The organism is Dyadobacter sp. CY351 (assembly GCF_021502625.1).
In the GTDB taxonomy this organism is placed as follows: domain Bacteria; phylum Bacteroidota; class Bacteroidia; order Cytophagales; family Spirosomataceae; genus Dyadobacter; species Dyadobacter chenhuakuii.
On the sequence record NZ_JAKFFU010000004.1, the window covers coordinates 110,646 to 136,331 of the forward strand.

26 protein-coding genes are annotated in these 25,686 nt (G+C 44.7%); 6 read left to right on the forward strand and 20 right to left on the reverse strand.

Annotated features, from left to right (window positions below):
* The first annotated feature begins 1 nt into the window (after position 1).
* The 3 genes from L0660_RS09670 to L0660_RS09680 all read left to right on the forward strand — a co-directional run bounded on the left by L0660_RS09670 (position 2) and on the right by L0660_RS09680 (position 1,023).
* Entirely contained in the window at positions 2 to 340 is a 339-nt protein-coding gene (locus L0660_RS09670; protein WP_235159309.1) for a HigA family addiction module antitoxin, read from the forward strand.
* A gap of 83 nt (positions 341 to 423) precedes the next feature.
* Positions 424 to 612, forward strand: coding sequence for a type II toxin-antitoxin system HicA family toxin (locus L0660_RS09675; protein WP_235159310.1), 189 nt, complete (start codon positions 424 to 426; stop codon positions 610 to 612).
* Between the two features lie 3 nt (positions 613 to 615).
* Positions 616 to 1,023: a helix-turn-helix transcriptional regulator gene (locus L0660_RS09680; protein WP_235159311.1), complete on the forward strand. Its 408-nt coding sequence runs from the start codon at positions 616 to 618 to the stop codon at positions 1,021 to 1,023.
* Here L0660_RS09680 and L0660_RS09685 read toward each other — a convergent pair whose 3' ends face one another.
* The 3 genes from L0660_RS09685 to L0660_RS09695 all read right to left on the reverse strand — a co-directional run bounded on the left by L0660_RS09685 (position 1,024) and on the right by L0660_RS09695 (position 3,042).
* Positions 1,024 to 1,617 (reverse strand): hypothetical protein, encoded by a 594-nt coding sequence (locus tag L0660_RS09685; RefSeq protein WP_235159312.1) that lies wholly within the window; start codon positions 1,615 to 1,617, stop codon positions 1,024 to 1,026.
* A 36-nt stretch (positions 1,618 to 1,653) separates the two neighbouring features.
* Complete coding sequence (locus L0660_RS09690; RefSeq protein ID WP_235159313.1) at positions 1,654 to 1,851, reverse strand: hypothetical protein; 198 nt, start codon at positions 1,849 to 1,851, stop codon at positions 1,654 to 1,656.
* Positions 1,852 to 1,935: 84 nt separating this feature from the next.
* Positions 1,936 to 3,042, reverse strand: a complete 1,107-nt coding sequence (locus tag L0660_RS09695; protein WP_235159314.1) for an MBL fold metallo-hydrolase — start codon at positions 3,040 to 3,042, stop codon at positions 1,936 to 1,938.
* 131 nt (positions 3,043 to 3,173) lie between these two features.
* Between L0660_RS09695 and L0660_RS09700 the strand changes: the two genes are divergently transcribed.
* Together L0660_RS09700 and L0660_RS09705 are read left to right on the forward strand one after the other, a co-directional pair.
* Positions 3,174 to 5,048, forward strand: a complete 1,875-nt coding sequence (locus tag L0660_RS09700) for a CocE/NonD family hydrolase (protein ID WP_235159315.1) — start codon at positions 3,174 to 3,176, stop codon at positions 5,046 to 5,048.
* Positions 5,049 to 5,080: 32 nt separating this feature from the next.
* Complete coding sequence (locus L0660_RS09705; RefSeq protein ID WP_235159316.1) at positions 5,081 to 5,860, forward strand: ThuA domain-containing protein; 780 nt, start codon at positions 5,081 to 5,083, stop codon at positions 5,858 to 5,860.
* 40 nt (positions 5,861 to 5,900) lie between these two features.
* Here the strand turns inward: L0660_RS09705 and L0660_RS09710 are convergent, their stop codons facing one another.
* Entirely contained in the window at positions 5,901 to 7,304 is a 1,404-nt protein-coding gene (locus L0660_RS09710) for an FN3 domain-containing metallophosphoesterase family protein (protein WP_235159317.1), read from the reverse strand.
* 122 nt (positions 7,305 to 7,426) lie between these two features.
* On the opposite strand from L0660_RS09710, the gene L0660_RS09715 reads away from it, so the two are divergent.
* Positions 7,427 to 9,625, forward strand: coding sequence for a radical SAM protein (locus tag L0660_RS09715; protein WP_235159318.1), 2,199 nt, complete (start codon positions 7,427 to 7,429; stop codon positions 9,623 to 9,625).
* A 2-nt stretch (positions 9,626 to 9,627) separates the two neighbouring features.
* Here L0660_RS09715 and nagA read toward each other — a convergent pair whose 3' ends face one another.
* The 16 genes from nagA to L0660_RS09795 all read right to left on the reverse strand — a co-directional run bounded on the left by nagA (position 9,628) and on the right by L0660_RS09795 (position 25,685).
* Entirely contained in the window at positions 9,628 to 10,737 is a 1,110-nt protein-coding gene (gene nagA, locus L0660_RS09720) for an N-acetylglucosamine-6-phosphate deacetylase (protein ID WP_235159319.1), read from the reverse strand.
* 58 nt (positions 10,738 to 10,795) lie between these two features.
* The gene (locus L0660_RS09725) at positions 10,796 to 11,356 is read right to left on the reverse strand and encodes a pentapeptide repeat-containing protein (RefSeq protein ID WP_235159320.1); all 561 of its coding nucleotides are present in this window, start codon (positions 11,354 to 11,356) and stop codon (positions 10,796 to 10,798) included.
* Positions 11,357 to 11,379: 23 nt separating this feature from the next.
* Positions 11,380 to 11,676: a thioredoxin gene (gene trxA / locus L0660_RS09730; protein ID WP_026628332.1), complete on the reverse strand. Its 297-nt coding sequence runs from the start codon at positions 11,674 to 11,676 to the stop codon at positions 11,380 to 11,382.
* 68 nt (positions 11,677 to 11,744) lie between these two features.
* Entirely contained in the window at positions 11,745 to 12,794 is a 1,050-nt protein-coding gene (locus tag L0660_RS09735) for an acyltransferase (RefSeq protein WP_235159321.1), read from the reverse strand.
* A gap of 65 nt (positions 12,795 to 12,859) precedes the next feature.
* Positions 12,860 to 14,191, reverse strand: a complete 1,332-nt coding sequence (locus L0660_RS09740) for a hypothetical protein (protein WP_235159322.1) — start codon at positions 14,189 to 14,191, stop codon at positions 12,860 to 12,862.
* Positions 14,188 to 15,075, reverse strand: coding sequence for a glycosyltransferase family 2 protein (locus tag L0660_RS09745; RefSeq protein WP_235159323.1), 888 nt, complete (start codon positions 15,073 to 15,075; stop codon positions 14,188 to 14,190). The genes L0660_RS09740 and L0660_RS09745 overlap by 4 nt, the downstream gene beginning before the upstream one ends.
* 23 nt (positions 15,076 to 15,098) lie before the next feature.
* Positions 15,099 to 16,049 carry a hypothetical protein gene (locus tag L0660_RS09750; protein WP_235159324.1) on the reverse strand — a complete coding sequence of 317 codons (951 nt, stop codon included), beginning with the start codon at positions 16,047 to 16,049 and terminating at the stop codon, positions 15,099 to 15,101.
* A 6-nt stretch (positions 16,050 to 16,055) separates the two neighbouring features.
* On the reverse strand, positions 16,056 to 16,814 hold the full coding sequence (locus tag L0660_RS09755; protein WP_235159325.1) for a DUF5672 family protein: 759 nt from the start codon (positions 16,812 to 16,814) through the stop codon (positions 16,056 to 16,058).
* On the reverse strand, positions 16,814 to 17,797 hold the full coding sequence (locus L0660_RS09760) for a glycosyl transferase (RefSeq protein WP_235159326.1): 984 nt from the start codon (positions 17,795 to 17,797) through the stop codon (positions 16,814 to 16,816). The genes L0660_RS09755 and L0660_RS09760 overlap by 1 nt, the downstream gene beginning before the upstream one ends.
* Entirely contained in the window at positions 17,794 to 19,017 is a 1,224-nt protein-coding gene (locus L0660_RS09765) for a glycosyltransferase family 4 protein (protein WP_235159327.1), read from the reverse strand. The genes L0660_RS09760 and L0660_RS09765 overlap by 4 nt, the downstream gene beginning before the upstream one ends.
* Before the next feature lie 63 nt (positions 19,018 to 19,080).
* Positions 19,081 to 19,740 (reverse strand): acetyltransferase, encoded by a 660-nt coding sequence (locus L0660_RS09770; protein ID WP_026628324.1) that lies wholly within the window; start codon positions 19,738 to 19,740, stop codon positions 19,081 to 19,083.
* 1 nt (position 19,741) lies between these two features.
* The gene (locus L0660_RS09775) at positions 19,742 to 20,440 is read right to left on the reverse strand and encodes a WbqC family protein (protein ID WP_235159328.1); all 699 of its coding nucleotides are present in this window, start codon (positions 20,438 to 20,440) and stop codon (positions 19,742 to 19,744) included.
* A gap of 6 nt (positions 20,441 to 20,446) precedes the next feature.
* Positions 20,447 to 22,495 carry a glycosyltransferase family 39 protein gene (locus L0660_RS09780; RefSeq protein WP_235159329.1) on the reverse strand — a complete coding sequence of 683 codons (2,049 nt, stop codon included), beginning with the start codon at positions 22,493 to 22,495 and terminating at the stop codon, positions 20,447 to 20,449.
* A gap of 1 nt (position 22,496) precedes the next feature.
* Entirely contained in the window at positions 22,497 to 23,582 is a 1,086-nt protein-coding gene (locus L0660_RS09785; RefSeq protein ID WP_235159330.1) for a DegT/DnrJ/EryC1/StrS aminotransferase family protein, read from the reverse strand.
* Positions 23,575 to 24,834 (reverse strand): ABC transporter ATP-binding protein, encoded by a 1,260-nt coding sequence (locus tag L0660_RS09790; protein ID WP_235159331.1) that lies wholly within the window; start codon positions 24,832 to 24,834, stop codon positions 23,575 to 23,577. The genes L0660_RS09785 and L0660_RS09790 overlap by 8 nt, the downstream gene beginning before the upstream one ends.
* 17 nt (positions 24,835 to 24,851) lie before the next feature.
* Positions 24,852 to 25,685 carry an ABC transporter permease gene (locus L0660_RS09795; RefSeq protein WP_026628319.1) on the reverse strand — a complete coding sequence of 278 codons (834 nt, stop codon included), beginning with the start codon at positions 25,683 to 25,685 and terminating at the stop codon, positions 24,852 to 24,854.
* Position 25,686: the final 1 nt, after the last annotated feature.

Genomic DNA, 25,686 nt, shown 5'->3' on the forward strand with positions numbered 1-25,686 from the left:
TATGTTAAAAAGAGGAATGCGCCCGTCTCATCCGGGTGCGATTTTGGCAGGGATGATAGAAGGTTTGCACGAGGAGTCGGGCAGGGCTTTTACTATTACTGAAATTGCTGCGGGGCTGGGAATTAGCAGAAGCACGCTTTCAGCGATATTGAATCAAAAGGCGTCAGTAAGTTCAGAAATGGCAGTTAAGCTTTCCGAAGGGTTCAATACAAGTGCTGAGCTATGGTTAAACTTGCAAAAAAATTACGATCTGTGGCAGGCGGAAAAAAATGTTAGCCGGGAGAATATCAGGCATTTTGTGAATGGTGAAGGCGCCGTAGTAGTTTCTATGTCACAATGAGATTGTGGTTCCCGAAAAAAATTACCTAGATATTCGACAAAGGTCGCAAATTTGCGACCTTTGTTTTTTTAACACACTATACAATGGATGCAAAAGAATTGATCCGCCTGCTCGAACAGCGTGGATGGATGGAAGTCAGAAGCCGTGGAAGTCATCGAATTTTTAAGCATCCAGACAGTGGCGAAACAATCCCTGTTGCTTTTCACGGCCATAAGGATATCCCAATTGGGACATTAAAGAAAATTTTGAAACAAGCGGGCCTTAATAATTGAAACATGAAACTGACAATCATCATAGAAAAAGGCGATAACGAATTATGGGGACGCATAGAGAATGTGCCAGACTATTTGCCTGTAACAAGCGGAAGCACAGTGGCTGAGATTACCGACAATCTGAGAGATCTACTTGAAGACTTTATTCAACACGAAGGCAAATCAAATGCCGATTGGCAAAATCTTAAGAAATCCGATTTTACCTTCGATTATGCCTACGATTTGAGTGCGTTTTTTGAATTGTTTGATGACATCAAAGTTGGGGCATTAGCAAAGCGAGCGGGCCTTAATCCATCGTTGGTAAGACACTATGTCGCAGGAACAAAATTCCCTTCTGAACAGCAAGCAAAGAAATTAGAAGATGCTATTCATGATCTGGGTGAAAAGTTGAAAGAGGTTGTTCTGGCTTGATCACTCCAGCTCTTCCGGATCAAACAAATCAATCAACAAATCAGGATTTCGGACGCATAAGTGAATGTGATCGTGTTCGCGGAAGGCGCTGCCGGGATAGACTGGAAAGCCTTCCTGAAACGGTGCGCGTACGGTATCGTAGCGAATATTCGGTTCCTGCATATCTGCTAAGACCAATGCATTTTCGATGATTACTTTATCAAGATATCTGAGGATGAAATCTTGGTGATTGCCTTTTCCTTTCGGATGTGGCTTGTTTTTTATCGGAGGCATGTTTGCCTCGCGCCATTCAACAAGCATATCCTCATAGGAAAACCTGAGAAGGTTTTTTGCAAAAGAATTAGACAAATCAAAGCAGCGGCCCAGCTTTATTCTTGCTCCGATAACCGCCGCAAATTTGCCATGCATATCTTCGGCCCAATCTAGTGCTCTTAGGAAATCATTTTCCCAAAAATACACCCCTGAACCGAGCCAGTCATATCTGTTGGCACTTTTTTCAAACTTTACAGCGCCGCTAAGAATCTGATTTTTGACGTTGACATTACAGCCGTGAAAGCCATAGACTGTTACGTCACAGTAATGAAAAGGGTGCATTTAATTATTATAGTGTGCGAATTAAAAAAGTCTTAGTCAGATGGAGCTCGTAGCTTCGTTCCGATTCTCCGGAACTCCACCTCTGTAAGCCTCACTAACTTCATTGTTTTGATCAAGATAACCGATTTTTCGAAGGTGTTCCCTAGCCAATTCAGCCGCATTAGGTGAATTTTCGAGTTCTATCCGCCTTGCCTTCACATAAGCCCTAACCTTATCAACCAATTCCTGTGTCATAATTTCAAGTGTTTACGTACAGAAACTCAATTTTAAAAACATCCTACAACATTCACAACTATATTGTCCCTGCGGCAGAGCTGGTTAATCCTCCGGTTGCAGCGCGGCTTGTTTCCACCATTCGGTGAAGACATTGTCCCCTTTTAAATTCACTTTCTGTCCGATCATGGGTGTTACCAGCGGCATGTTTTGTTTTTTTGCTTCGGTGGTGGCTCTTTGGATGGGTTCGTTCCAGTCGTGGAGGGCGAGGGAGAATTTAGACCAGTGGACGGGCATTAGTTTGGTAGCTTTCAGCTCGTGGGCTGCCGTTACGGTTTCTTCGGGCATCATGTGGATGTATTTCCAGGCTTCGTTGTATTGGCCGCATTCGAGTATGGCGAGGTCAAATGGTCCGAATCTTTCACCGATCCTTTTGAAATGCTGGTCATAGCCGGAGTCGCCGCCGATGAAGATTTTCATGGTTGGGGTTTGCAGTACAAACGAGACCCAAAGTGCCTTGTTACGGCTCAGGCCGCGGCCTGAAAAGTGTCTTCCCGGCGTAATGTCAACCCGGAACCCGACGCCCAAATCTGCGCCCTGGTTCCAATCTTTTTCAATCAGCGTGCTTGTTTTATAACCCCAACGCTCGAAATGTTCGCCTGTGCCGAGGCCCGTGATGACGGTTTTAACCTTGGCTTTCAGTTTTAATATGGTCGGGTAATCCAAATGGTCCCAGTGATCGTGCGAAATCATCAGGTAATCAATGTTCGGGAAATCCTCAACATCATACACATCGGTGCCTTTAAAGCTGGGCGTTGTGAAATGGACGGGGGAGGCGCTGCCGCTGAAAACAGGGTCGACTAGGAATGTTTTGGCATCGATCTGCATGAAGTAGGAAGAATGTCCAAACCATACTAAAACGTTCTCACTTGGGTCTAAATGCAGTAAATCAATCTTTTGGGAAGGAATGGTTGCGCCCGGAATGTTGTATTTGCTTTTGCCAAAAAAGAATTTGATGAGCACTTTGGAATAACTGGACCCTTCTGCCAAATCAGGCGTGTAACTCTCATTTTGAAACTTGCCATCCTTGTAATTCGGGGACTTTTTGATCAGCTCCAAACGCGCTCCAGAGGGTTGTCGGCCAAACTGCGGCCGCTCCATAAAAATGTAACTGGCAAAGACCAGCAACGCCAGCAAAATAAATAATATCATAAGGGATTTTTTAAGAATTCGGATCATCGACGGGGGAAATGCAAATAAACGGGAAGGTAAAAAGTTTTATGTTTGACAAACACTTTCTTCTGTATTTTTGGTCACTATATTTTCATCATTAACAGCCAGCCATGCATAAACGTTTTCTGTTGCTCATTTTGCTGCTTTCCACCTGCATTTGTCAGGCTCAAAATCAGGCGGTTCCCGATACAAATTGGATCCGGGAAAATTACATTAAAACCGAGCAATACATCACCATGCGTGATGGCGTGAAGCTTTTTACGGCTATTTATGCGCCCAAAGATTCGTCCCAGGCTTACCCGATCCTTATGCAGCGGACGCCTTATTCGGTGCGGCCTTATGGCGTGAATAAATATCGCCGCAGCCTCGGCCCGAACGTTTATTTAATGCGTGAAAAATACATTTTCGTGTACCAGGATGCGCGTGGCCGTTACAAGAGCGAAGGCACCTTCCGGGAGATGACGCCTGCCATTGAGAAGAAATCGGGCAATAAGGATGTTGACGAATCGAGCGACACATATGACACGATTGAATGGCTTTTGAAAAACACCAAAAACAATGGTAAGGTGGGTCAATCAGGCATTTCCTTCCCTGGGTTTTATTCCTCTGCCGCCTTGCCCGATGCGCACCCTGCATTGAAAGCCGTTTCTCCGCAAGCGCCTATGTCTGATGAGTTTATCGGCGATGACTGCTATCACAATGGCGCATTTTTCCTGATGGATAACTTTGGTTTTTATAGCGGTTTTGATGGTCCAAAAAGCGCGGATGGTGAAAATTATAAGTCGTTTTTCAATGCGGAATATAAGGATGCTTACAAATATTTTCTTGACTTCGGTCCTTTGAAAAAAGCCAATACAGACGCCTATTTTTCGGATCCCAACAGCATTTGGCGGCAAACGGTGGCACATCCCGTTTATGACGAATTTTGGGAAAGCCGGAACATTAAGAAGCATTTGAAAAACATTAAACCTGCTGTGCTCGTTGTTGGAGGCTGGTTTGATGCGGAGGATTTATATGGTGCCTTGAAGACTTATGCGGCCATCGAAAAGCAGACGCCGGGCAACAATAATCGCCTCGTGATGGGCCCCTGGACGCATGGCGGCTGGGCTGCGCCGCAATGGAAGTCGTTCGCGCAATATGATTTTGGTGGCGATTTGAACAAATATTTCCAGGAAGAGATCGAGACGAAGTTTTTTAATTTTTATCTCAAAGGAAAAGGCAGCTTTGATCAGCCCGAGGTGACGGTTTACGAAACGGGTTCAAATCAATGGAAAAATTATGATGTCTGGCCACCGAAGAATAGTGAGCCGACGCCCTATTATTTAAATGCAAAAGGTTCACTAACAACAGCTAAGCCAAGTACAAAAATAGGTGAAACGGCGTATGAGAGCGATCCTGCCAACCCGGTTCCCTACACAAGCGTGACGGGCAGCCGCAGGAATAATGCATATATGGCCGAAGATCAGCGATTTGCCTCCAAACGGCCGGACGTGCTTAGCTTTCAAACAGATTCTTTGACAACTGATGTGACATTAACCGGCGAGATCATTGCCAATTTAATGGTTTCGACAACTGGCTCTGACGCGGATTTTATTGTAAAAGTGATTGATGTATGGCCCGCCAACACGTCGGTTCCTGGTGCTAAAGAGGGTGATAAGGCAGTGGATATGAGCGGTTACCAGCAAATGGTGCGGGCAGAAGTGCTTCGTGGAAAATTCCGCAACAGCTTTTCAAAACCGGAGCCTTTTACAAAAGACAAAGTGGAAAAAGTGACGGTAAAGCTCAACGAAACGGCGCACACATTTAAAAAAGGCCACCGCATTATGGTGCAGATCCAGAGCAGCTGGTTTCCGCTGGTAGACAGGAACCCACAGAAATTCCTGAACATTTTTGAAGCCAGTGAGTCGGATTTTCAAAAATCAAAAATTACGATTCACCATAACGCACAATACAGCAGCAGCATCTTATTGCCCGTCTTGAAATAAGGACGGTTTTGATTCCTAAACACCTGTAAATCATGAAAATGTTCACCGGGAAATTTCCCGCATATCTGATCGCGTGCCTGCTTTTCGTCGCATCCACGGCAGCTTTTGCACAAACGAAAAAGGAGCAGTTCAGGGTTTTAGCCATGGCTGAGCCGGGCGGACATCACATTGAATATTCGAAACGGGCGCGGATCTGGCTGGATTCATTGGCTGCCAAGGAGAATTTTACTATTGATTACATTGATAACACAGATCCTATTAACGAGGCCTATCTTGCTAACTATCAATTAATTATTCAACTCGATTATGTTCCTTATGCCTGGAAACCGGAAGCTTCCGCGTCGTTTGAAAAATATATCAATGAAGGAAAAGGCGGCTGGATCGGGTTTCATCATGCCACATTACTTGGTGAGTTTGATGGTTATAAAATATGGCCTTGGTTTTCAGATTTTATGGGCGGCATTCGTTACAAAAATTACATTGCCGATTTTGCGGCGGGAACTGTGAATATTGAGAAGAAAAATCATCCGGTTATGAAAGGCGTTCCGGCATCTTTTTTGGTTGAAAAGGAGGAGTGGTACATTTATGACAAAAGCCCGCGGCCTAATGTGGATGTGCTCGCGAGCGTTGATGAATCCACCTATTCGCCTGATTCAAAGGTCAAAATGGGCGACCATCCGGTCATTTGGTCTAATACGAAAGTGAAGGCGAAGAATGTTTACATCTTCATGGGACATTCGCCGGTGTTGTTTGAAAGTGATGTTTATAAAACTATTTTCAAGAATGCCATTTTCTGGGCTGTCAGGAAATAGCTTCAAAATTCCGGTTTGCAAACATTAAAACGCCGATTTCTCACTTCAACGCTTTTCTCTTTTTGTATTCCTGGAACCGCTCGTTATAATGCTTCAGATCAGCCTCTTTGAATGTCTTCATATAACGCTCCGGCAGTTCCAGTCTTTCCTTCATTTGCAATGTGCCTTCTAATTCCACGAGCGTATTTTTGCCCTTATTATCTTTATTCAGCTCAAATGAATCGTACAGATCACCATTGACAGTGAATGCTTTAAAGGCCAATTTGGCCGAATCGATGGTGATCACCTGATATAATTGCGTGTTGGAAGCCGCGCGGTCCATCCAGTCCTGCAAACCAATGTCGTACATTTTCGGTCCGCTGACGGAAACGACGTAAATCGGTCCATCCGGTGTCTGGCGGCTTTCGCCCACGGGCATATTCAGGCCACGACCATAACTGTGATCGTGCCCTTGCAGCACGATATCTACATTGTACTTCTTGTAAAGCGGCTCCATTTTCCTGCGCCAGCGGTCGTTACTGCGGCCTTGTTTGGTGGAATAAACGGGATGGTGATGCACCACAACCGTCCAGCGGTTTGGATTGGTTTTTACAACTTCCTCAAACCATTCCGCTTGCCGGTTCATCGCGCGAATGCTGTTATCGGCTTCTTCGGAGTTGAGGAAAATGAATCTGTTGTTTTGATAATCAATGTAATATGCAGTTTCAATCATTCCTTCCGGCCCGTTTTCGGGCAAGGCAAATTGCGGACGCCAATGCTTGGAGACTTTCAAATCATGATCTGTGTCTTTAAAATATTCATGATTCCCGGGCGTCGAAAGGTTGGGAATCATGCCATTGATCCAGCCACCTGCCTCAAACCACTCGCCCCACTCGTGATCTTCATTGGATCGGTTGATCAAATCGCCCGCATGGATCATGAAATCCGCTTTCGGCAATGTCGAGTAGGCACCGCGAATGGCCCGTGACCATAGCGAGCGCACTTCCGTTTGTGCATCTCCAAAATAAAGGAAGGAAACCGGCTCATTTTTATCCGAAGCCGTCGTAAAATGAAACCATTCACTCCAATTCTCCCCATCGCCAACGCGGTAAACATATTGCGTGGAAGGCTTCAAATCCGTAAAATTCACTTCATGATAATGCACAAGCTTTCCATCCAACTTAACTGCCTGAGTCAGCGCATTCACAATCTTTGCATTAGGCACAAAATCCGGTGAAGGATCCGCTTCATGAATCGCCGCAATTCCCTTCGCAACCGTCGAATCCGTCCGCCAGTTCACAGCCTGCGAAGTCGCCGGGGCACCCTTATAACCCAGGATAACACGGTCAGGAAAAGGGGATGGAGGGTATGTTTTGCTTTTCTGGGCGAAAAGGGTCAGGCTTAAAACCGAGAAAACGAACAGAAAAGTAATCTTCAAAAAGGATCGTAAAAGGACGCCGGGCATGTGGAAAGGTAATGGTTGAGACGTTTAAGATACTAGAATCCCAGGGAATCGGGCTATAAATTGTTGATGATCTTTTTGTCTTAGCGTCGTACCTTTGCACCGCTTAATAACTAAAAGTCACCTTGCAGCAGAAAACGCTTTTTGTCACGCCGCCATTTACGCAGTTGAATACGCCTTATCCGGCTACGGCTTATCTGAAAGGGTTTTTGAACACCTTGGGTAGGGAGTCGTATCAGGCGGATCTGGGGATTGATGTGATTTTGGAGTTATTTTCTTCGAAGGGGTTAAAGACGCTTTTTGCGCAGCTCGATGATTCGGACATAGCGCTTACGGAGAATAGTTTCCGGATTTATTCGCTGAAAGATGATTATATCACCACCATTGATCCTGTCATCCGCTTTCTCAAAAACCAAAACCCAACATTAGCCCACAGCATTTGTGACCGCAGTTATTTGCCGGAAGCGGGCCGTTTTCAGCAATTGGAAGATATGGATTGGGCATTTGGGACAATGGGAATCCATGATAAGGCGCGGCATTTTGCAACATTATATCTCGAAGATCTCGGCGATCTGATCCAGGAGGCTGTTGATCCGCATTTTGGTTTCAGCCGATATGCAGAACGGTTGGGGAGGTCTGCAACGAGTTTTGATGAAATGGAAGCGGCGTTGGAATCGCCGGATACACTGTTGTCCAGGACCTTAACCGATGTTCTGGAACAGAAAATACAAAAATACCAGCCTGACATTGTCTGCATTTCTGTGCCTTTTCCGGGAAACTTATACGGTGGTTTTAAATGTGGGCAATATTTAAAAAAGCATTATCCCAACATTAAAATCGTTATGGGCGGCGGCTTTCCGAACACGGAATTGCGCACATTGAAAGAACCCAGGGTTTTTAATTACATCGATTTTATATGTCTGGATGATGGTGAAGCTCCTTTGCTTTCGCTGCTGGAATATCTGGATGGCGAAAGGGAAATTTCGCAGCTGAAACGTGTTTATTCGAGCGTCGATGGCGTGGTCGTTTATCATAATGGCGCAAAGGAAAAGGATGTGCCGCAGCGCGATACGGGCACGCCGGATTACAGCGATCTGCCTCTGCACGATTACTTGTCGGTGATTGAAATTGTTAATCCCATGCACAGGCTTTGGAGCGATGGACGCTGGAACAAACTTACATTGGCGCATGGTTGTTACTGGGGCAAATGCTCGTTTTGCGACATATCACTCGATTACATCAGACGTTACGAGCCCATGACGGCCGCTTTACTCTGCGATCGGATCGAAGAAATCATTGCGCAAACGCAGCAAAATGGCTTTCATTTTGTAGACGAAGCCGCGCCGCCGGCATTGCTGCGGGATCTGGCCCTGGAAATTATCAGACGGAAACTCACCGTTGTCTGGTGGACGAACATTCGCTTTGAAAAGAATTTTACCCACGACCTTTGTCTGCTGTTAAAAGCTTCGGGCTGCATTGCCATTTCCGGCGGGCTTGAAGTGGCTTCTGACCGGCTTTTGGAGCGCATGAAGAAGGGCGTTACCGTTGCGCAGGTTGCGCGCGTGGCGGATGCGTTTACGCAGGCGGGCATTATGGTGCATGCATACTTAATGTATGGTTTTCCGACGCAAACGGCGCAGGAAACAATTGATTCGCTTGAAATGGTGCGGCAGTTGTTTCGGGCGGGCATCGTGCAATCAGGCTTTTGGCATCGGTTTGCGATGACGGCGCATAGTCCTGTGGGACTGCACCCGGAGGAATTTGATGTGATGCGGATCGGGCCGAATGTTGGTGATTTCGCGAATAATGACCTGGAACACGATGATCCCTCGGGCGCGAACCACGATTTGTTTGGCGAGGGTTTGCGGAAATCGCTGTTCAATTATATGCACGGCGTCTGCCTCGATTTTCCACATTCCCGGTGGTTCGACTTCAAAGTGCCGCCCACTTCCATTCCGCCTAATTACATTGAAAAGAGCATTAGTGAGCTGCCTGACCTGGCAAACAGGCCGAATGCCGTAGTTACCTGGCTGGGAAGCCTGCCCGAAATGTCTGTTTTTGAAGAAAAAAAAGGCAAAAAGGTCTACGAGATCGCTGAATTGGTTTTCTATAACAAGAAGAAAGAATGGGCCGTTGAAACTGACGTGGCGATAGGAGAGTGGCTGGTGGAAATGATGCCTAAGCTACTGTCTTCCAATGCAGAAGCTTACCCATTGGAGCGATTGAGAAACGATTTCGAAGCCGCCGGATTGGGCAGCTTCGAGGAATTTATGATTTCCATGACCTGGACGCAGCTTCGCGCCGGTGGCATGCTGGTTTTGTAACATTACATTTTCAAAACCGAGAAATTTTCGAGGTTGTTGTCAAATGTTGTGAATGTTGCGGGGTAACCGATGGCAATGCTGCCAATCTGCTTTTCCAATCCCAATGCACGCGCTGGTCTGATCGTGGCCATTTCAATCGCTTCCTGCAAGGGGATTCCAATCACATTCACTGCATTACGAACTGCATCCGGCAGTGAAATGGTGGCTCCTGCCAGGTTACCGTCCGAATTTGTATAGCGGCCATCTTTCAAATAGGCATCAAATTCACCCCACTTGAATTCGGTCACTTTTTCTCCCAAAAACAATGCGTCCGAAATCAGGAACAGCTTGTCTTTCTTGATCTTATAAGCTACACTCGCCGCGCCGAAATCGCAATGCACGCCATCGATGATTAATGGGGCGTATACATTCTCGTTGTCAAATGTGGCGCCTACCAAGCCAGGTGCGCGGTGACCGAATGCTGACATCGCATTGTATAAGTGTGTTACCAACTGAATCCCCTGGTTAAATGCAGCCGTAGCTTCGTCATAGGTGGCATTGGAATGGCCCGCAGAGACGGTTATGCCGGATTCCAGCAACATTTGGATCTGATCTGTCGTGAACATTTCAGGCGCGATCGTGATGAGCTTGATAATGTCCTTTCCGTGGGTGATAATCTCCTGTAAATCAGCGTCGGTAGGTTTGCGAACATAGCCTGCCAAATGCGCGCCGCGTTTGATTGGATTCAGGAACGGGCCTTCCAAATGCATGCCCAAAACGCCGGAATTCGGGTTTTTAGCGATGTAATTTCTGGTGGCTTCAATTCCTTTTAAAATATTATCCTGAGGCGATGTGATGAGCGTTGGCAGGACATAGGCCGTTCCGGTTTTGACGCTGGCCTGGTAAATGTCGTCAATCGTCTCTTCGTCAGCACGTTCGGTAAAATAGAATTCTTCCCCGCCGTTAATGTGACTATCGAAAAAGCCGGGTGCGAGGTTGGCGACGCGTGTAACGGCCGGGTCTGGTTCTGCGTATTCCATGCCGGCAATCTGGCCGTCGAGGACTTGTATAAGCTGGTTTCTTAGAATTTCCTGGCCGGTGTAAACGGTTTCGGCAAACAATTGAAGTGACATAATGTTAAGGGTCATTTTGAGCCGTCAAGAAACAAAAAATGCTCAGGCGGTCAAAATGCTACTTAATAATAATGTCAAATTTGGTCAGCAAGCCAGCCAGATCGGAGGAAAGGAACTTGGCTTTGCGAATGTTGTTGCTGGTTGGGTCAATGGTAAAATTCTTGCAGCTAGAAAAGTCGACGCCTGCCAGATTGGTGTTGGCAAAAACAGCGTCCCAGAAGTCGCAATTATGGAATTTTGATTTTGAAAGGTCGGCTTGCGTGAAATCTGCGCCGTGGATTTTGCAATTGCTGAACGCGGATTTGTTCAATTTCTTTTGTTCAAAAATCGCATAATCCAGGATGCAGCTCTCAAATTTAGCTGCAAAGGCAAAATCTTTGGATTCTGAAAAATTGATTCCCAACAACTTGCAGTTAATAAATTCAATGTCAGAGATCTTGCAGTTTTTAACGCCTGCATTGCTCATATTGCAATCCTGAAAAACGCAATCAATAAAGTCTATGCCTGAAAGATCGGAGAATGTGCAGTTGAGGAATTTGACTTGTTCATAACTGGTTTCAGTTAATTCTTCAATGCTGAAATCTTTGTTTTCAATGACTTCTAAATTGCTGCCTCTCAAAATCTGCGGAGTTGGGTTGATAATTAAATGTATTTCTGGATAATGGATTTCAGCTGGTCTGCCTGAACAACGCCCGATTGTCTCCACATGGGTTTGCCATGTTTGAAAACGATCAATGTCGGAACGCCCTGGATTTTGTAAGCATTAGCGGCTGATTTGTTCTTATCAACGTCCACTTTAATGATCGTTGCGGAATCGCCGAGTTCTGATTTCACCTTTTCTAAAATCGGCTTCATCATTTTACAAGGTCCGCACCATTCGGCTGAAAAATCGACTAACACAGGCTTGTTACCTTGGATAAGTTCTGAAAATGTGGCCATGATTTCTGCTTTGGTTTGTTAGAATAACCATTCAATAGCATGAAAGGTTTACCTGCCTTCATCAATTTTCATTCCAGGATTTTCTTCAAAAGTTTCCCAGCCCTTTTCTCGATAAATTCATATGTAAAGTGAGAATAAAGGATCGTCAGGGAAATAGAAGTCACTAGTGAAATGGCGATCATGCCCTCATTAACGGGCGATTTCAGTGCCCGAAAAAGAACCACATTCACGAGAATTAGTACAATGGCGTGGTTGAGATAAATGGAATAGGATATTTTACCCAAATACTGAAATGGCTCACTTTTAAGCACTTGCGTTACAACGCCTTTGGAGCTCGCGAAAATAATGATCCCGATGGCGAATATGAAAGGAAAAACAAGCTTCCATAAATTCAAATCCCAATGATGTACCAAATACATGGCAGCAATAAGGAATATCAGGAAGGGGATTTCGAACGCAGACAGGCTGAATGTTCGCTTACTAAGCAACAGATTTGTAAAGATGCCCAGCGAAAAACACAGCAATCCCCGGACAAAGCCATAGTCGTAAGCCAGCAAATATTCACCTTTTGAAATAATAAAAAGGCCCGAAAGCAAGGCGATTACGGCAAAGGAGATGTATTTTATTTTTGGTAACAACAGAATAACCAGCCCAAAGACCGCATAGGAGATCATTTCAGACGATATGGACCAGGCGGGATAATTATTGCTGACCCAGGAGCCGAAAACAGGTGCGGAACCCATGAAAGTAAGGGTGTCAAAGGCCGTATAAGCGTAATAGCGCAAGCCAAGTTCGCCCACATTTTTCATCGGGCTGTTTTCGCCGATCAGACTCGCGATTATAAAAATGACCTCTGTATAAAACAGCAGCGGGAAGAGCCTTATGAATCGCTTTTTCAGGAATGTGCCAAAGTCTCTGGCATTGCTGATCCTGTTCACGTAATTCATCGCAATCACGAAACCGCTTAATACAAAGAAAAAGTCAACAAAAAGGCTGGAATTGATGACAAAAAAGTTGTTGTAAAAAACCGATTCCTTGAACGCATTATGATGGTGTGCGATTACGAGAATAGAAAAAATGCCTCTTAATCCATCTAATTGTTCAACGCGGTCTCTCATGAGCAGGGTTTCTCGTCACATGGCTATGAAAAAAGCAGCATGACGATTTATTGTAAAAAAGGGAATTAGCTGGTAACCGTTGTAAGTTGGGCTGCAACCGGCCTTCTGGAAATATTGTCGAGATATTTGATTCCCAAAAAACGGATCATGACCAGGTAAGGAAACCAGAATGCAATGTCGAAAGGCCTCCCACCGGTGAACAGCAGCACCATTAAAGACAGAAAGAAATAGGCCAGGAATGTTGTCAGCGGATTGGTATATCTCTTGATTTCGCGCATGGCGTAAATGAACAGGAAGAAATTGAATCCTGCGAAAAATACAAACCCGAAAATCCCATGACTTACCCAGGATTCAAGAAGCGGAATATCCAGATAATCCGATTTAAAGCCCCGGCCGAGGAAAACATCCCAGGAAAAGAATGTTTCTGTAAACTCTGCAAAACCGCCCACGCGCCCCATTGCGGAAGCATCCGTATCAGCTGTATCCGTTATCCGGACACCGGTTGAAGTAAAAATTACGTCCATAATCCTATTTTGGAACATGTCCCAATAACCCAGGAGCATATCCAGAATGTTGCCGTAGCGGATTAAAAAATACCTGAGCCCGATCAATATCAAAATGATGAAGGCCATATTCCGCAGTTTAAAAGCACTTCCTATGGCAGTAAACACATTGGAAATCTTAAAATGCAAAACAAAATAAGCGCCTATCATCAGCCCGACAGCCAGATAACTGGATTTGGCAAGTGAAATAACAATAACACCAAGGCCAAACAGGACCGAAAAGAATAGAAATAATTTCGTAATGATCCCCGGTGTCCGGTTCAGCATGACCATCCCGGTTAACATGCAAATGATGCCATTTCGGGCCGTAATGTGCGGATTTCCTCCGGGTTGCGCTCCTTCGTTGGCGAAATTTACCGCAGCACGCATTCCCGGCGTCCAGTTGGGGTCCGTCAAAATGGAGTAGACAAGGGTTATATTGGTAAATAATGACATCAGAAACAGGATCATTACCAACGTTTCCTTGACATCATTGGGAACGTGGAGCAGCAGAACGAGAAAGCCGAAAATGAACACGTAGTTGCCAATATCCGCAACCGCTTTCCCCTGTTTATTAATAAAAAAGAAATAATATAATGTAAGCAGCAGGAAGCCAAGACCGAGATTGAACAATATCACATTTGGCTTGTAAAGTCTTTTGAATAGGTGCATAGGCACCATCATAGTGAGCGCCAATGAAAAGAAAATGGCGGTGAAAACGCTACTTGCCGGCCCGATTCCCAGCGTATCGCGGATAAAAAATATCAGCGGAAAACCATTGAACATCATCGCGATGCCAACGGAATATCTGAGATTATTAAAGTTTGTGGCTATGTTTAGTAGACTCCAATTCATCTGGAAAATCTGAAACGGATATATTGTAAATCTAATCGCACCGCGAAATAGAGAATTTTACGAACTCGGCACCAAAGATACCTTATTTTGTTGAGAGCTGCTGAACCGTTCGTTGAAATGTACAATTTCTGAATTTTGGTATGTTCCTCTTTTCCAACAGATGCGATCGTAGATGACTTTGCATCAGGGTGCACGCGCAATGCCCCGCCTAAGCCTTCCACTTTCCGCACTTTTGTCGATTTCTGGTATGTGTAACGCGTGATAAATTCATAGTCGAAGGCAAACCGGTAAGATTCATCGAATTTGCCGTATTTTTCTACCAATGCCCGTTTGAAGAAAAGTGTTTGGTTATGAATCTGCATTCCTTCCAATATCTGACATTCAAAGCTGTATGACGTTGTTTTCAGGATTTCTGTCACTTCGTCATCCGGGGTGATCATATACAGGTCACCATAAATGATATCGTCTTCCTGGCTCTTGGCCGCTTTTCCAAAACGAGCAAACGTGTCCGGAAAATATACATCGTCGGAATTTTGGAAGCCAATGTAGTCTCCCGTTGCTCTTTCCAGCGCTTTGTTGATCGCGTGCACCTGCCCTCTGTCCTTTTCAGAAACCCACCAGGAGAGATATTTTTCGTATTTCCTGATCACTTCAACGCTGTGATCCGTGGAGCCTCCATCTACGATAATGTATTCGAGGTTAGGATAATTTTGGTTTAAAACACTCAGAATTGTCCTTTCCAGATAATCGGCCTGGTTGTAGGAAGGCGTAATGATGGTGAGTTTGGGATAATCCTGCTGATCAGCCGTGTTCTGAGTGCCGTTGATTTTCAGTTCAGATAGAAAACTCCGCAAGTCCTGCGTCATTTTTTTTAGGAAGTGCATATAGTCCTGGTTCGGCTGGTTAATTAAAACTGGTCAATGAATGCAGTAATTGATTTCAATTTTGCTGCAATGTTATTTCTTAAAATCCTGTTCTCCCTGATTTTTGCGGGCTTGCCAAAGCCAGGCATGCGATCGGCAGGAAGTGAATGCTTATACTTAGTCAGCGTTTTTTTGTAGTTATCAAATAACGCGTGAAATGCTCTGTTTGAAGACATTAGGCCAATATGATTTGACCACACGGGATCAAAATAGTCTAGTCCTGCAAAATCAAGGGAGATTAATGGCTCCCCTTCAATGTAATAATCTCCGTTTTTGTTTTGAAGCTCGTGATTAAGGATCGAATGCAGCCCGTAATGCCAGCCCGGATGCGCAATCTGAGTTGTTTCAGGAATCCAGACCAATGTATAATTAAGCCATAATTGATCCATATTCTTGCCGTTGCAGAGATCGAACTCAGCCCGGTCGATGGTCCTTTCGGCCCACCAGCGAAGCAGTTTAGTTGTTTGTTCACCAACTTTCAACATCCAGCTGCCCGAATGGAACATGCCAATGTTCAAAATCCGCTTGTCATCCAGCAACTTCGAAGGCGCAAGCGGCTTTCGAATGTTCGGGGTCAGGTGAATTTCCGAGGCATCATTTATCACTTCCCCGAACGGCTTAACCAACAGGACAGTCGGCGCCAGGAAGATAAGGTTTTTGCATTCGCTATGCAGCCGCAGCAGTGCTAATGCGAACCATGGACGGCAGGCTGCGAGTAATTCAAAATGATAATATTTGGCATTCATACTTTCCCAGGCTGGGATTTTTGCTTGCTCAATGGTGAGTAATTTAACGTGCGGAGGAACTTGTACGGGCACATTATCGACCCAGGCTAAGTAAAAAGTATGGTTCGGCTGGTGAAGCAGAACCGAGTCCGCCAAAGCAAGTGCATGGGCAAGGTTGATTCTGTTACAAACCGTATAAATAATATTCATGTGCAATTAATCCGCTTCCGGCAATGATTTGAAATAAGGCAAATGATGAATATTTTCCTTCAAAATGCCGGTTAATGCAAAAGGTAACGTTTTGTTTAAATTGATATTGGCTGCGTCCACCGCAAAATGATCCCGAACGATGGGCGTAGGCTTCCTTAAATGTGGCCAGAAACGGTTCGCTTCCAGATCCCAGAAAACAGAGTCGGCGTGCAGGAAATTGTCGCTGTGCCGATACGTGTAAACCTCTTTTTGCTTTGATTTGATCGTACTGATCATGCGTTCAATGCGGCAAAGATAAATCCCATTGTTCGCATATGCTTGACCAAACAGTCGTTTTTCGTCTTCTTTCAACCCGGAAATCCGGGAAACGACTCCTGCCAGCCTTTTGATATTGTCGTCTTCGAGTGGTCCGGCTTTTAGATAATCATAACCTTGTTTGCACCAGTAATAAAGCTCGTCGCGCACAACCCAGCTATTCAGTTCGTGGATCAGCAGAAAGTCGCACCAGCTGAAACGGTCGTAAAAATCTTCCATTAAGAGCAATCCCGCGAGTGCAGATCTGGACTGAAAGTATTTTTTTGGAAAATAAATAACGTCTATATCTTCATTGTGCTCCTTCACGATGGATAGATCGGCGCCTTCAAAAGTGATGAAAATGACCGGATATTTATCCAGCGTGTTGAGGCAGTGATGCAAAAGCCGCTCTTCGGTGGGATTGATCTGCGGATCCAGAATGGGCACAATAACGGATACAAGCTCTTTCATCAGATTGTTTCCAGCTGATCAATGACATAATTAATAGGCATTTTCAGCAATTTGCGTACCCGCTGATAGCGACGGACCGGCGTTGGCTTAATGTAAGCGCAATGAAACTGGCGGTAATAAGCATTACCATTGGTCAGTAGGCTGTTACGATATAAATCAAACAATGCCGTAAGATCAGGGCGGGCCGATAATTCGAAGCGATCCTGATATTTGGACAACACAGCCGGCTTCTGAGGATCATAACCGCTGTAATGAAAGAAAATTAACGGATTGGTTTCATTAACGAAGAACGTGCCATCGGATTCCAAAAATACTCTTTCGTGCAAGTTCCAGTATGCTGCATTATAGCCCGGGTTTCGTTCCAAATGTGTGTCAGGAACAAAAATTGGCAGAAAGTTCATCCAATTTTGGTCTACAAAAAGACCATTACAAAGGTCAATAAGGCATTCGTAACGCAATTTTTCTTCCCACCAATTGATAAATGCCGTGATTTCGGGCGACCTGCTGAAAGCCACAAAACCCAGGTTATAGACGCCTGTATTCAAGTGGTGAAGCTCGTTGGGCGTAAGCTGGTCTTCGATGGGCGTGTTAATGTGTGGAGTCAGAACCGCTTTGTGAGCGGATAGTGAGGACAGCAGCTCCGTCAATGGTTGAAATACAATAATGTCCGGATCGAAATAAATGACATTATGTGCTTCGGGATAATGTTTGAAAAAATAAGTAAAGTAGAAAGGCTTTACCGCTGTATTAAGCTCGGTAATGTTATATCTGTCAGCCATTTCCTGAAAATCCCGGATCTCGATCTTGTCAATTTCGATCATTGGAAAATCAGTATTGTATCCTTTTTCAAAAACAACACCTTTCAGGGAATCGACCAGCCCGATGAAGAAAAGGACGTCGGGATTGGTGGATTTAAGTGAATCGCCTAACGTCCTGGCCTGCGCTAAATAATTAATGGAACAAATTGTGAAGGCAATTGTCATTGATTTTGCTTTTCCGAAACCGGTAAGGGTAAATATTTTTGAATGATGGCTTCGACGCTCGCAACACTTTTGTCCGTATTATGCCGCTCCAATACTTTTTTCCTGCCAACGCGACCCAGCGTTTCGCGAAGTGAAGGATCGAGCGCCAATTGAATGATTGCCTCAGATGCAGCAGATATATCCATATAAGGAACTACGAATCCTGCGTCCGATTCGATCAGTTCGGGTGCGCCGCCGGCATCTTCGAAACACACCACCGGAATTTCCTGTAAAGCGGCTTCAAGAACGACAAGCGGATAGGGATCTTCCCGTGAGCTCAGCAGCAATACATCAAACCGGTTGATATAGTCCAGCGCGCGCGGCGTAGGCGGAATGAGAATGATCCTGTCGCTCAGCCCCATAAGACGAATATCGCTTTCAATCAGCTCGTAAATTTCGTGCTGGGGACCTGCGCCAACCCATACGAAATAAACGGGCAGGGGGCTTGTCTTATGAATAACGCGCTTCGCGATCCAGTTGAAAATGTCATTTCCCTTGCGCCATTCGGCATTTCCGCAACCGCCGATCACAATAGCATCCTGCGGAATATTATAGGTTTTTTCAAGAATGTCGCGCTGCACAGATTGCAGTTTCCGGTCAATGTGCTCGTGATCGATTAAAGTGAACGTGCTGACCTGACTTTCCGGGTAATTGTACTTTCCAATATAGTAATTGGCCACTGCATGCGAAACGGCAATCAGGTGTCCGGTTTTTTTCAGCATGAAAGTCAGTTGCTTTTCATGCGAATAAAGCTTTACAGCCATGCCGAGCTCATGCACGAATGTCACAAGCGGCAAATGGTGCAGGAATTTTAGAAAATCGCAGTAAACCGCAGAATTGGCAATTGAATTAACAAAAACCAGCCCTATGTTCTGGTGCGAGAGCTCTGCAGCAATTCTTTCGTTAATTTTTTGGGCTGAATGCTGCTGGTAATATTTGTATAAAGGGACTTTTTTAAGCAGTTTCCCGGTAAGCGGGGTGGTCGTTACATTGATATTCTGATACAGTCGCGTAATGCTTACAACCGCCTCAAACTCTTTTTCCAGCTCTCCGCCACTGCAAAGCAACAAATGCATGGGAACGCCCCGTTCTTTCAATAGCCTGAGCAGTTGCAACAGCAATAACTGGCTTCCTGCCCGATTGGCATCATGACTCACAAATAAGATTTTCTTCTGCTCCATTGCCCAGTAAATTACTGTCTCAAATTCGGTTTACCCGATTACATTCCTCTCCCGGATAGGCGCTCAATAAGCCTCAAAACTTTTCTTGCCCGGCACTTTTTTCGCAGGGTTACCAATGTAAATACCCCATTCTTCGGTTTCGCGGGTGATGGCAGAAGCCATACCCACCAAAGTTCCCTGGGCGATCGTTGTATAGTCACGAATTGTGCTGTTGACGCCAAAGAAAGAATAGGACTCCACCACGCAATGGCCCGAAAGCACTACATGGGAAGTGAAAAATACGTGGTCTTTGATCTGGCCATGGTGACCGATATGATTTCCGCTCCACATCACCACGTTATTTCCAACCGTCGTAAAAGGTTGAATGGTGTTGTCTTCCAGGATGAAGCAGTTATCGCCGATAACGCTCCTGTCGAAGATGGTGGCGTGGGAACTGATATATGAGATGAATTGGTAGCCTTTTGATTTTGCTTCGTTGTAAATCCCTTCCCGGTTCCGGTTCATATTTCTGCCGGTCATAGGAGCGAAAAACGCGTAGTCAGAAGGAGGGAAAAGGGTGGCGACGTCTTCAAAGGCCACAACAGGCAGTCCTTTAAAAGATTCATCCTGAATGTATTCCCTGTGGATAGTGAAAGCGACTATTTCGTGTTCTGAGTCGTGGGTCAGATAATAGTGTGCCAGTTCTGCTGTGTCGAGTATTCCAAAAACGATAACCTTAGCCATCTTAAATCAGTTCGTAAGCCTTTAAATGTTCCTTAATGTCCGCCGGGTCGTTAAACATCAGGATATCTATAATTGACAGCCAAGGTACGAAAGCATTTTTAAATTGGGGATAAGGGCTCGAAACACTTTTAATGAAGTCAAGTTTTATCCCTTCCTTTTCAAATTTTGCTTTGTCATACAATTCCATTCCTCCAATCGGATTAATGTAATGGCTGGCATTTTCCTGCTTACAGATATCCAGAATCCTATCCTGACCTTTCAAATGTGTGTTCTGGTATATCGTGGACGAGGGGACAATCTCCGTCGTGATTTCCATATACGCACAGGTTCTTTTCAGGGCCTGAAAAGTTAGTTCATATATGGTTTGAACATCTAAATTTACAATTTCTTCTATCAGAACAAAAACCTTCTGATAATTGGGGGCTTTTTGATACGATTGCTGAATGGTTTTCAGAAACTTCTTCTGCCAGGGCTCACTTCTTGAAAGTTCGACCTCATTGATCAGCTTATTCTGGCTTGCATCTTTCAGTGGAATTGTAAAAAGATGCGGCTTGGAGGACACCAACACATTATTTCTATTGATCCAGCCTTTGTTAATGAAATTCACATCATCATAAATAATGAATTTATCAACGGCGTTGATCAGCTGAAAATAGCCTATATATGGAAATATATAGGGCTGCATAATGGCGATGGTCATGGATTGCTATTTAAGCTTTCTGAGATAATAATCTTCACCCCTGACCGCCACGTTGGTGATTGTCGTATCGCTTCCTAAACGAATGTCTGTGGGCAAAGATTTGATGCGGCTGGTGTCATTGATCACGCTTTTGGCATAAAACAGATAGTCAGCATCTTTGGGAATCGGTTTTAAACCTTGTTCAAACGGGTTGATAGTGACCAGTTTGCGCGAAAGATCTTCGCCATAAAGCGGATATTCAAAGTCGTCATTGATCGTAGCTAAGGCAACGGTCGCGTCTTTGGGAACGATGGAATCAAATGTCTGATAAGCCTTTGTAATGTCGGGACGGGCAAATGTCTGCAATTGAATCCTATCGGTTTGAAGTGCAGATTTATAACCATAAGCCGCAATAGGCAGGCACCGGATATTAAGATAAACCGACATGACGGCCGAAACGCAGGCCAGTCCTACAACAACCATAATGTATCCTTTCCAGACATTTCTGCGTGGTTTAAGGATCGATAGACGATGGTTTGAAAATAAAAGCAGTAAGAAAAGGACGCCGAATAAGCCTGTTTCTATAAAATATCTTCCCTTGAAAGGGTCGTAAACGGCAGAGTAGGAAATGGCTGCAAAGTGTAAACAGAATGCCAGCGCCAGAAACCAGTGCACCCGCGAGCGGAAAACCCGGATTAGCGTCAAAAAGATCAGTGGTAATATAAGCGCAAAACCAAATACGCCCCAGTAAGGGTTCGCATTGAAGTTATCAAAACGTCGTTGGAAAGAAAACGGGACGATCGCGTATTCCGTTTCTTCGTCCAGTCGCATGCGTAATTTATCTTCCAGAACTACAAGCGGTTTGCGGATAAATGTATTTAAATCATATCCCCACTGCGCATTGCGTATGCCATCCAGGTTACAAAACTCATAAGTATACCGGACCACATTGCGGCTTCCCTGCTCGAAAAGATTGGGTAACGACCCAAAACGCTCCACGGACTGGTGTTTCAATGCGGTAGGCGGGCCTATCGGGTGCCCGAACACCATGATGTTTTTAATGTAACCTGTCGGGAATGTATAAACGAGCATAGCAACGAATATCGCGCCGGCAAGTTTTATAAACCGGTTGAAAAACACTTTCAGGTCGGGCGCCAGGAACACCGTATAAAGCATGATCACAAAGACCGATGGCAGTAACAATGCAAATGTCACTTTATGGCCAAAGACAATGCCGAATGCAAGCCCCGACAAATACAGATATTTGGTGTTTCTTGTGCTGTAATAAGTGAAGAGGAAGTAAAGCAGGCAGCTCAGGTAGGCGGTCAGAACAATGTCTGTTTCTGTCGTTACCGCCTGCATCAGGAAGTTCAGGAACATCCCGTAAGCCAGTGCGCAGAAGAAGCTTGCCGACAAATTTCTGCCAATGCGCTGCGCAATTCCAAACACGCATACGAGCGTGATGTAGTAAGAAGTATGGTGAATCAGTTTGAATGCATTCTCAATCTTTCCGCTGATCAGATAGCTGTAAATCTGAATGGTCGTAAGGCTTTTCGGATACGTGTCCATATTCCAGTTCGTCCCTCCGAAATGTGCCATCGTGCCGCGCTGAATGTAGCGGATCGCACGATTTAAATGGCCTGTCATGCTATCCCATTCATTCGGCGCTGTAAAAAGAACGAGGATAAAGTTGGTCACTGCAATTACCGCAATGGTCCCAAACATGAAAAAGAATATCGTTTTAAGATAAACAGACAGCTCTTTGGACCACGAACGGAAAGTTTCAGTCCGGTTAAAAATAACCGAGCGAATGGAGTAGGAGGGCTGGGCCGCGAGGAGTGAATTCCAAATGAAATAATGCAAGCCCAAAGCAACAAATGTAGCGCCTATCCATGCCCAGGTTTGTGCGGTAAGATCTAATGCAGAAAGTACGAAACCTGCGGGAATGATGCTTCCAACAAACAGCATGAAACAAACGATAAGCCACTCTGCCAATGAAGGCTGGGCTATCCTTTTAGCAACAAAACTGATGCTGTATATAAACAGCAGGAACGCAAGCCAGTAAACAAAACTCATGCTATTCTGGTGATAAATGACCATTAATGATGCGGGAAATCCGTTCGATGTCCGAATACGGAAGGCCTACATATAAAGGCAAACTTAACACTCTTAACGCGATATCTTCCGAAACCGGGCAGGCAATTTGCCTCGGCATGAAGGATAGCGTGTTTAATGAAGGATAAAAATAACGCCTCGGAATAACATCTTCCTCACGCAATGCATCCATAACGCGGAACATAACCTGCTCGGAAGGAAATACAACCGGGTAATAAGCATAATTATATTCAATGTCCTTACTGATGACCGGCTTATATAATACGTCCCAATTCAGCAGACTGTCATAAGCATCAAAAACTTCCTTGCGGGCAGCAATAATGTCTTTCACAAGCGGAAGATTTACCAATCCCATCGCTGCGTGGAATTCGGAATTCTTACCATTGATCCCTGCGTAAAGATAATGTTCATCGCCCTGATGTCCGAATGCGCGCAAAAGGTGCAGTTTCTTATCAAGTTCAGGATGATTGGAAATCAATGCACCGCCTTCAATTGTATGGAAAACCTTGGTTGCATGAAAGCTGCAAGTGCTCAGATCTCCGAAGGAAAGCAAGGATTTCCCTTTATAGGTGACGCCAAATGCGTGAGCGGCATCATAGATCACTTTTAAATTGTGCTTTTTAGCAATCACTTCAATGGCCTCTACATCACATGGATTGCCATAAACGTGCGTTGCCAGGATCCCGGTCGTTGCAGGCGTAATGGATGCCTCGATCAGTGCCGGATTTATATTGAATGTCTTAGAATCAATGTCAACGAAAACGGGCGTGCAATTTTCCCAAAGGATTGCATTGGATGTTGCCACGTATGAAAACGGCGTTGTGATCACCTCACCGGTGATTTCGAGCGCTTTAATCGCAATTTGAAGGACGATAGTTCCGTTTCCGCAAAAATAGAGATGGTCTACCCCCAGGTATTTTTTTAGTTCTGCTTCAAGCTCCTGAAGAACCGGTCCGTTGTTGGTAAGATATCCGCGTTCCCAAATTTCCCGAACATATTGCAGATATTTCTCCTGGTCTGGTAAAAAGGTTTTAGTGACGTTAATCATTCACTACATGTTCAGTTTGGCGAATGGAAAAATTAAGTTGAGGGCGAATATATCCGGGCCATTTGCCATACCAGGTTACATTTTCACGATAATCCTCAATATCAAAAATTAAAGCTTCTTCCATGTTGTAAAGAACGGTGCTGGTGTCCTTTACGATCATCATAGAAACCACATAAGAACCGTCATTCAGGAAATGGCCTGGAATCTCACACACGCCGCTTACTAACCCTTTTGAGAAAGTTTCAGCCTGTGTACCTACATTAAAAATACACTCACCTGTAAACGTATACAAATGCATGCTGAGGTTCAGGCTCGCGCCTTCTACCAAATTCCAGAATTCAAATTGAAAATTGATAGGCGTACGAACGTCAATATGGTTCAGGTCGTCCTGGTATTCAGGGAAAAGCTTAAACCTTTTCACGCGAACCTGATCATTTCCGGGTGCATTTTCAATGTTGTCCCAATGCTTTTCCAAGGTTTTATGAGAAACCTTGCTGAGGTAATTGGTAACGATATGCGTTGTTTCACCCTGATCGATCAACATTCCTTTTTCAAAGTAAAAGGACTTGTTGCAGAGCGCCTGAATGGCGGTAAGGTTATGGCTCACAAAAAGCAATGTTCTTCCGCTTTCGGAAACATCTCGCATTTTACCGAGACATTTTTTCTGAAATTCTGTATCACCAACCGCTAAAACTTCATCAACGATCAGGATTTCAGGATTAAGATGCGCGGCGATCGCAAAACCAAGCCGCACATACATACCCGAGGAATATCTTTTAACAGGTGTATCCAGAAATTTTTCAACACCAGCGAAGTCAACAATGGCGTCAAATGATTGACGGATCTCACTCTTAGCCATGCCCAAAATGGCACCGTTCAGAAATATGTTTTCACGGCCGGTTAGTTCCGGGTGAAAACCGGTCCCTACTTCCAGCAAGCTGGCAATACGACCGTCAATTTTGATCTGGCCTGTGGTAGGTTCTGTAATGCGGCTGAGGATTTTCAATAAGGTCGACTTTCCCGCGCCGTTATGGCCAACAATACCGATGCGGTCGCCCTGATCAATGGAAAAGTTCACATCCCGCAATGCCCAAAACTCTTCTTTCTCGGCAAAGTCGGAATTATCCTGCTTGCGTGAGAACAACTTGTCAACCTTTTCGGAAACAATGTCGCGCAGGCTTGGAGAACCATTTTTACGTTGATGGTCTATAATATATTTCTTGCTGATGTTTTCAGCTACGATTACAGGCATGCCTAAAGGTAATTATTTCAGATATGATCGACGAAAGTTTTTTCTTTTTTACGGAAATAAATCAAAGACAATATCATTATCGAAAAGGAAATTATTGTTGTTGAGTAAAGACTCTGGGGATTGAAATAAGCCTTGTCACCCAGTAAGCACCAGCGAAAACCATCGATGATACCAACCAGCGGATTCAAGTTATAATATTTCTCAAACCATGTGCCTTGTGCAAGCGTGCTGCTGTAAGCGACCGGCACGGCGTACATTCCAACTTGTACTAAAAATGGAATTAACTGACCGATATCCCGAAAACGTACATTTAGCACCGCAAAGAACAGGCCAAAACCCAAACTTGTAATAAATGTAAGTAAAATGAAGCAAGGAAGAAATATGATGTTCCAGCTAATGGGGTGCTTAAAGAAAATCGTCATGATCAAAAATATCCCGAAAGCGATCATAAAGTCAACGAATCCAACCGCTATCGAGCTCAGTGGCATCAGTAAGCGGGGGAAGTAAACCTTGGAGACCAGATTGGAATTGATCAGAATGCTGCTGCTGATCTGCGTAAATGTATTCGCGAAAAATGTCCAGATCGTAAGACCGCTCAAAACCATCAACGGGTAAGGAACACCCGGATCGCTTTTAATTTTAGCAAGATAACTGAAAACGAAAACCATTACAGTCATCGTCATAATTGGCCTTAATACGCTCCACGCAACGCCTAGCAGGGTTTGTTTGTAACGAACTGAAATGTCTCTTTTTGATAAAATCCAGAGTAACTGTCTGTTGAGCCAGAGATCTTTCCAGTAATCCTTTTCGGATCCGCCTGCCTTTATGGTAATTGAGTGCTGAGATGCCATT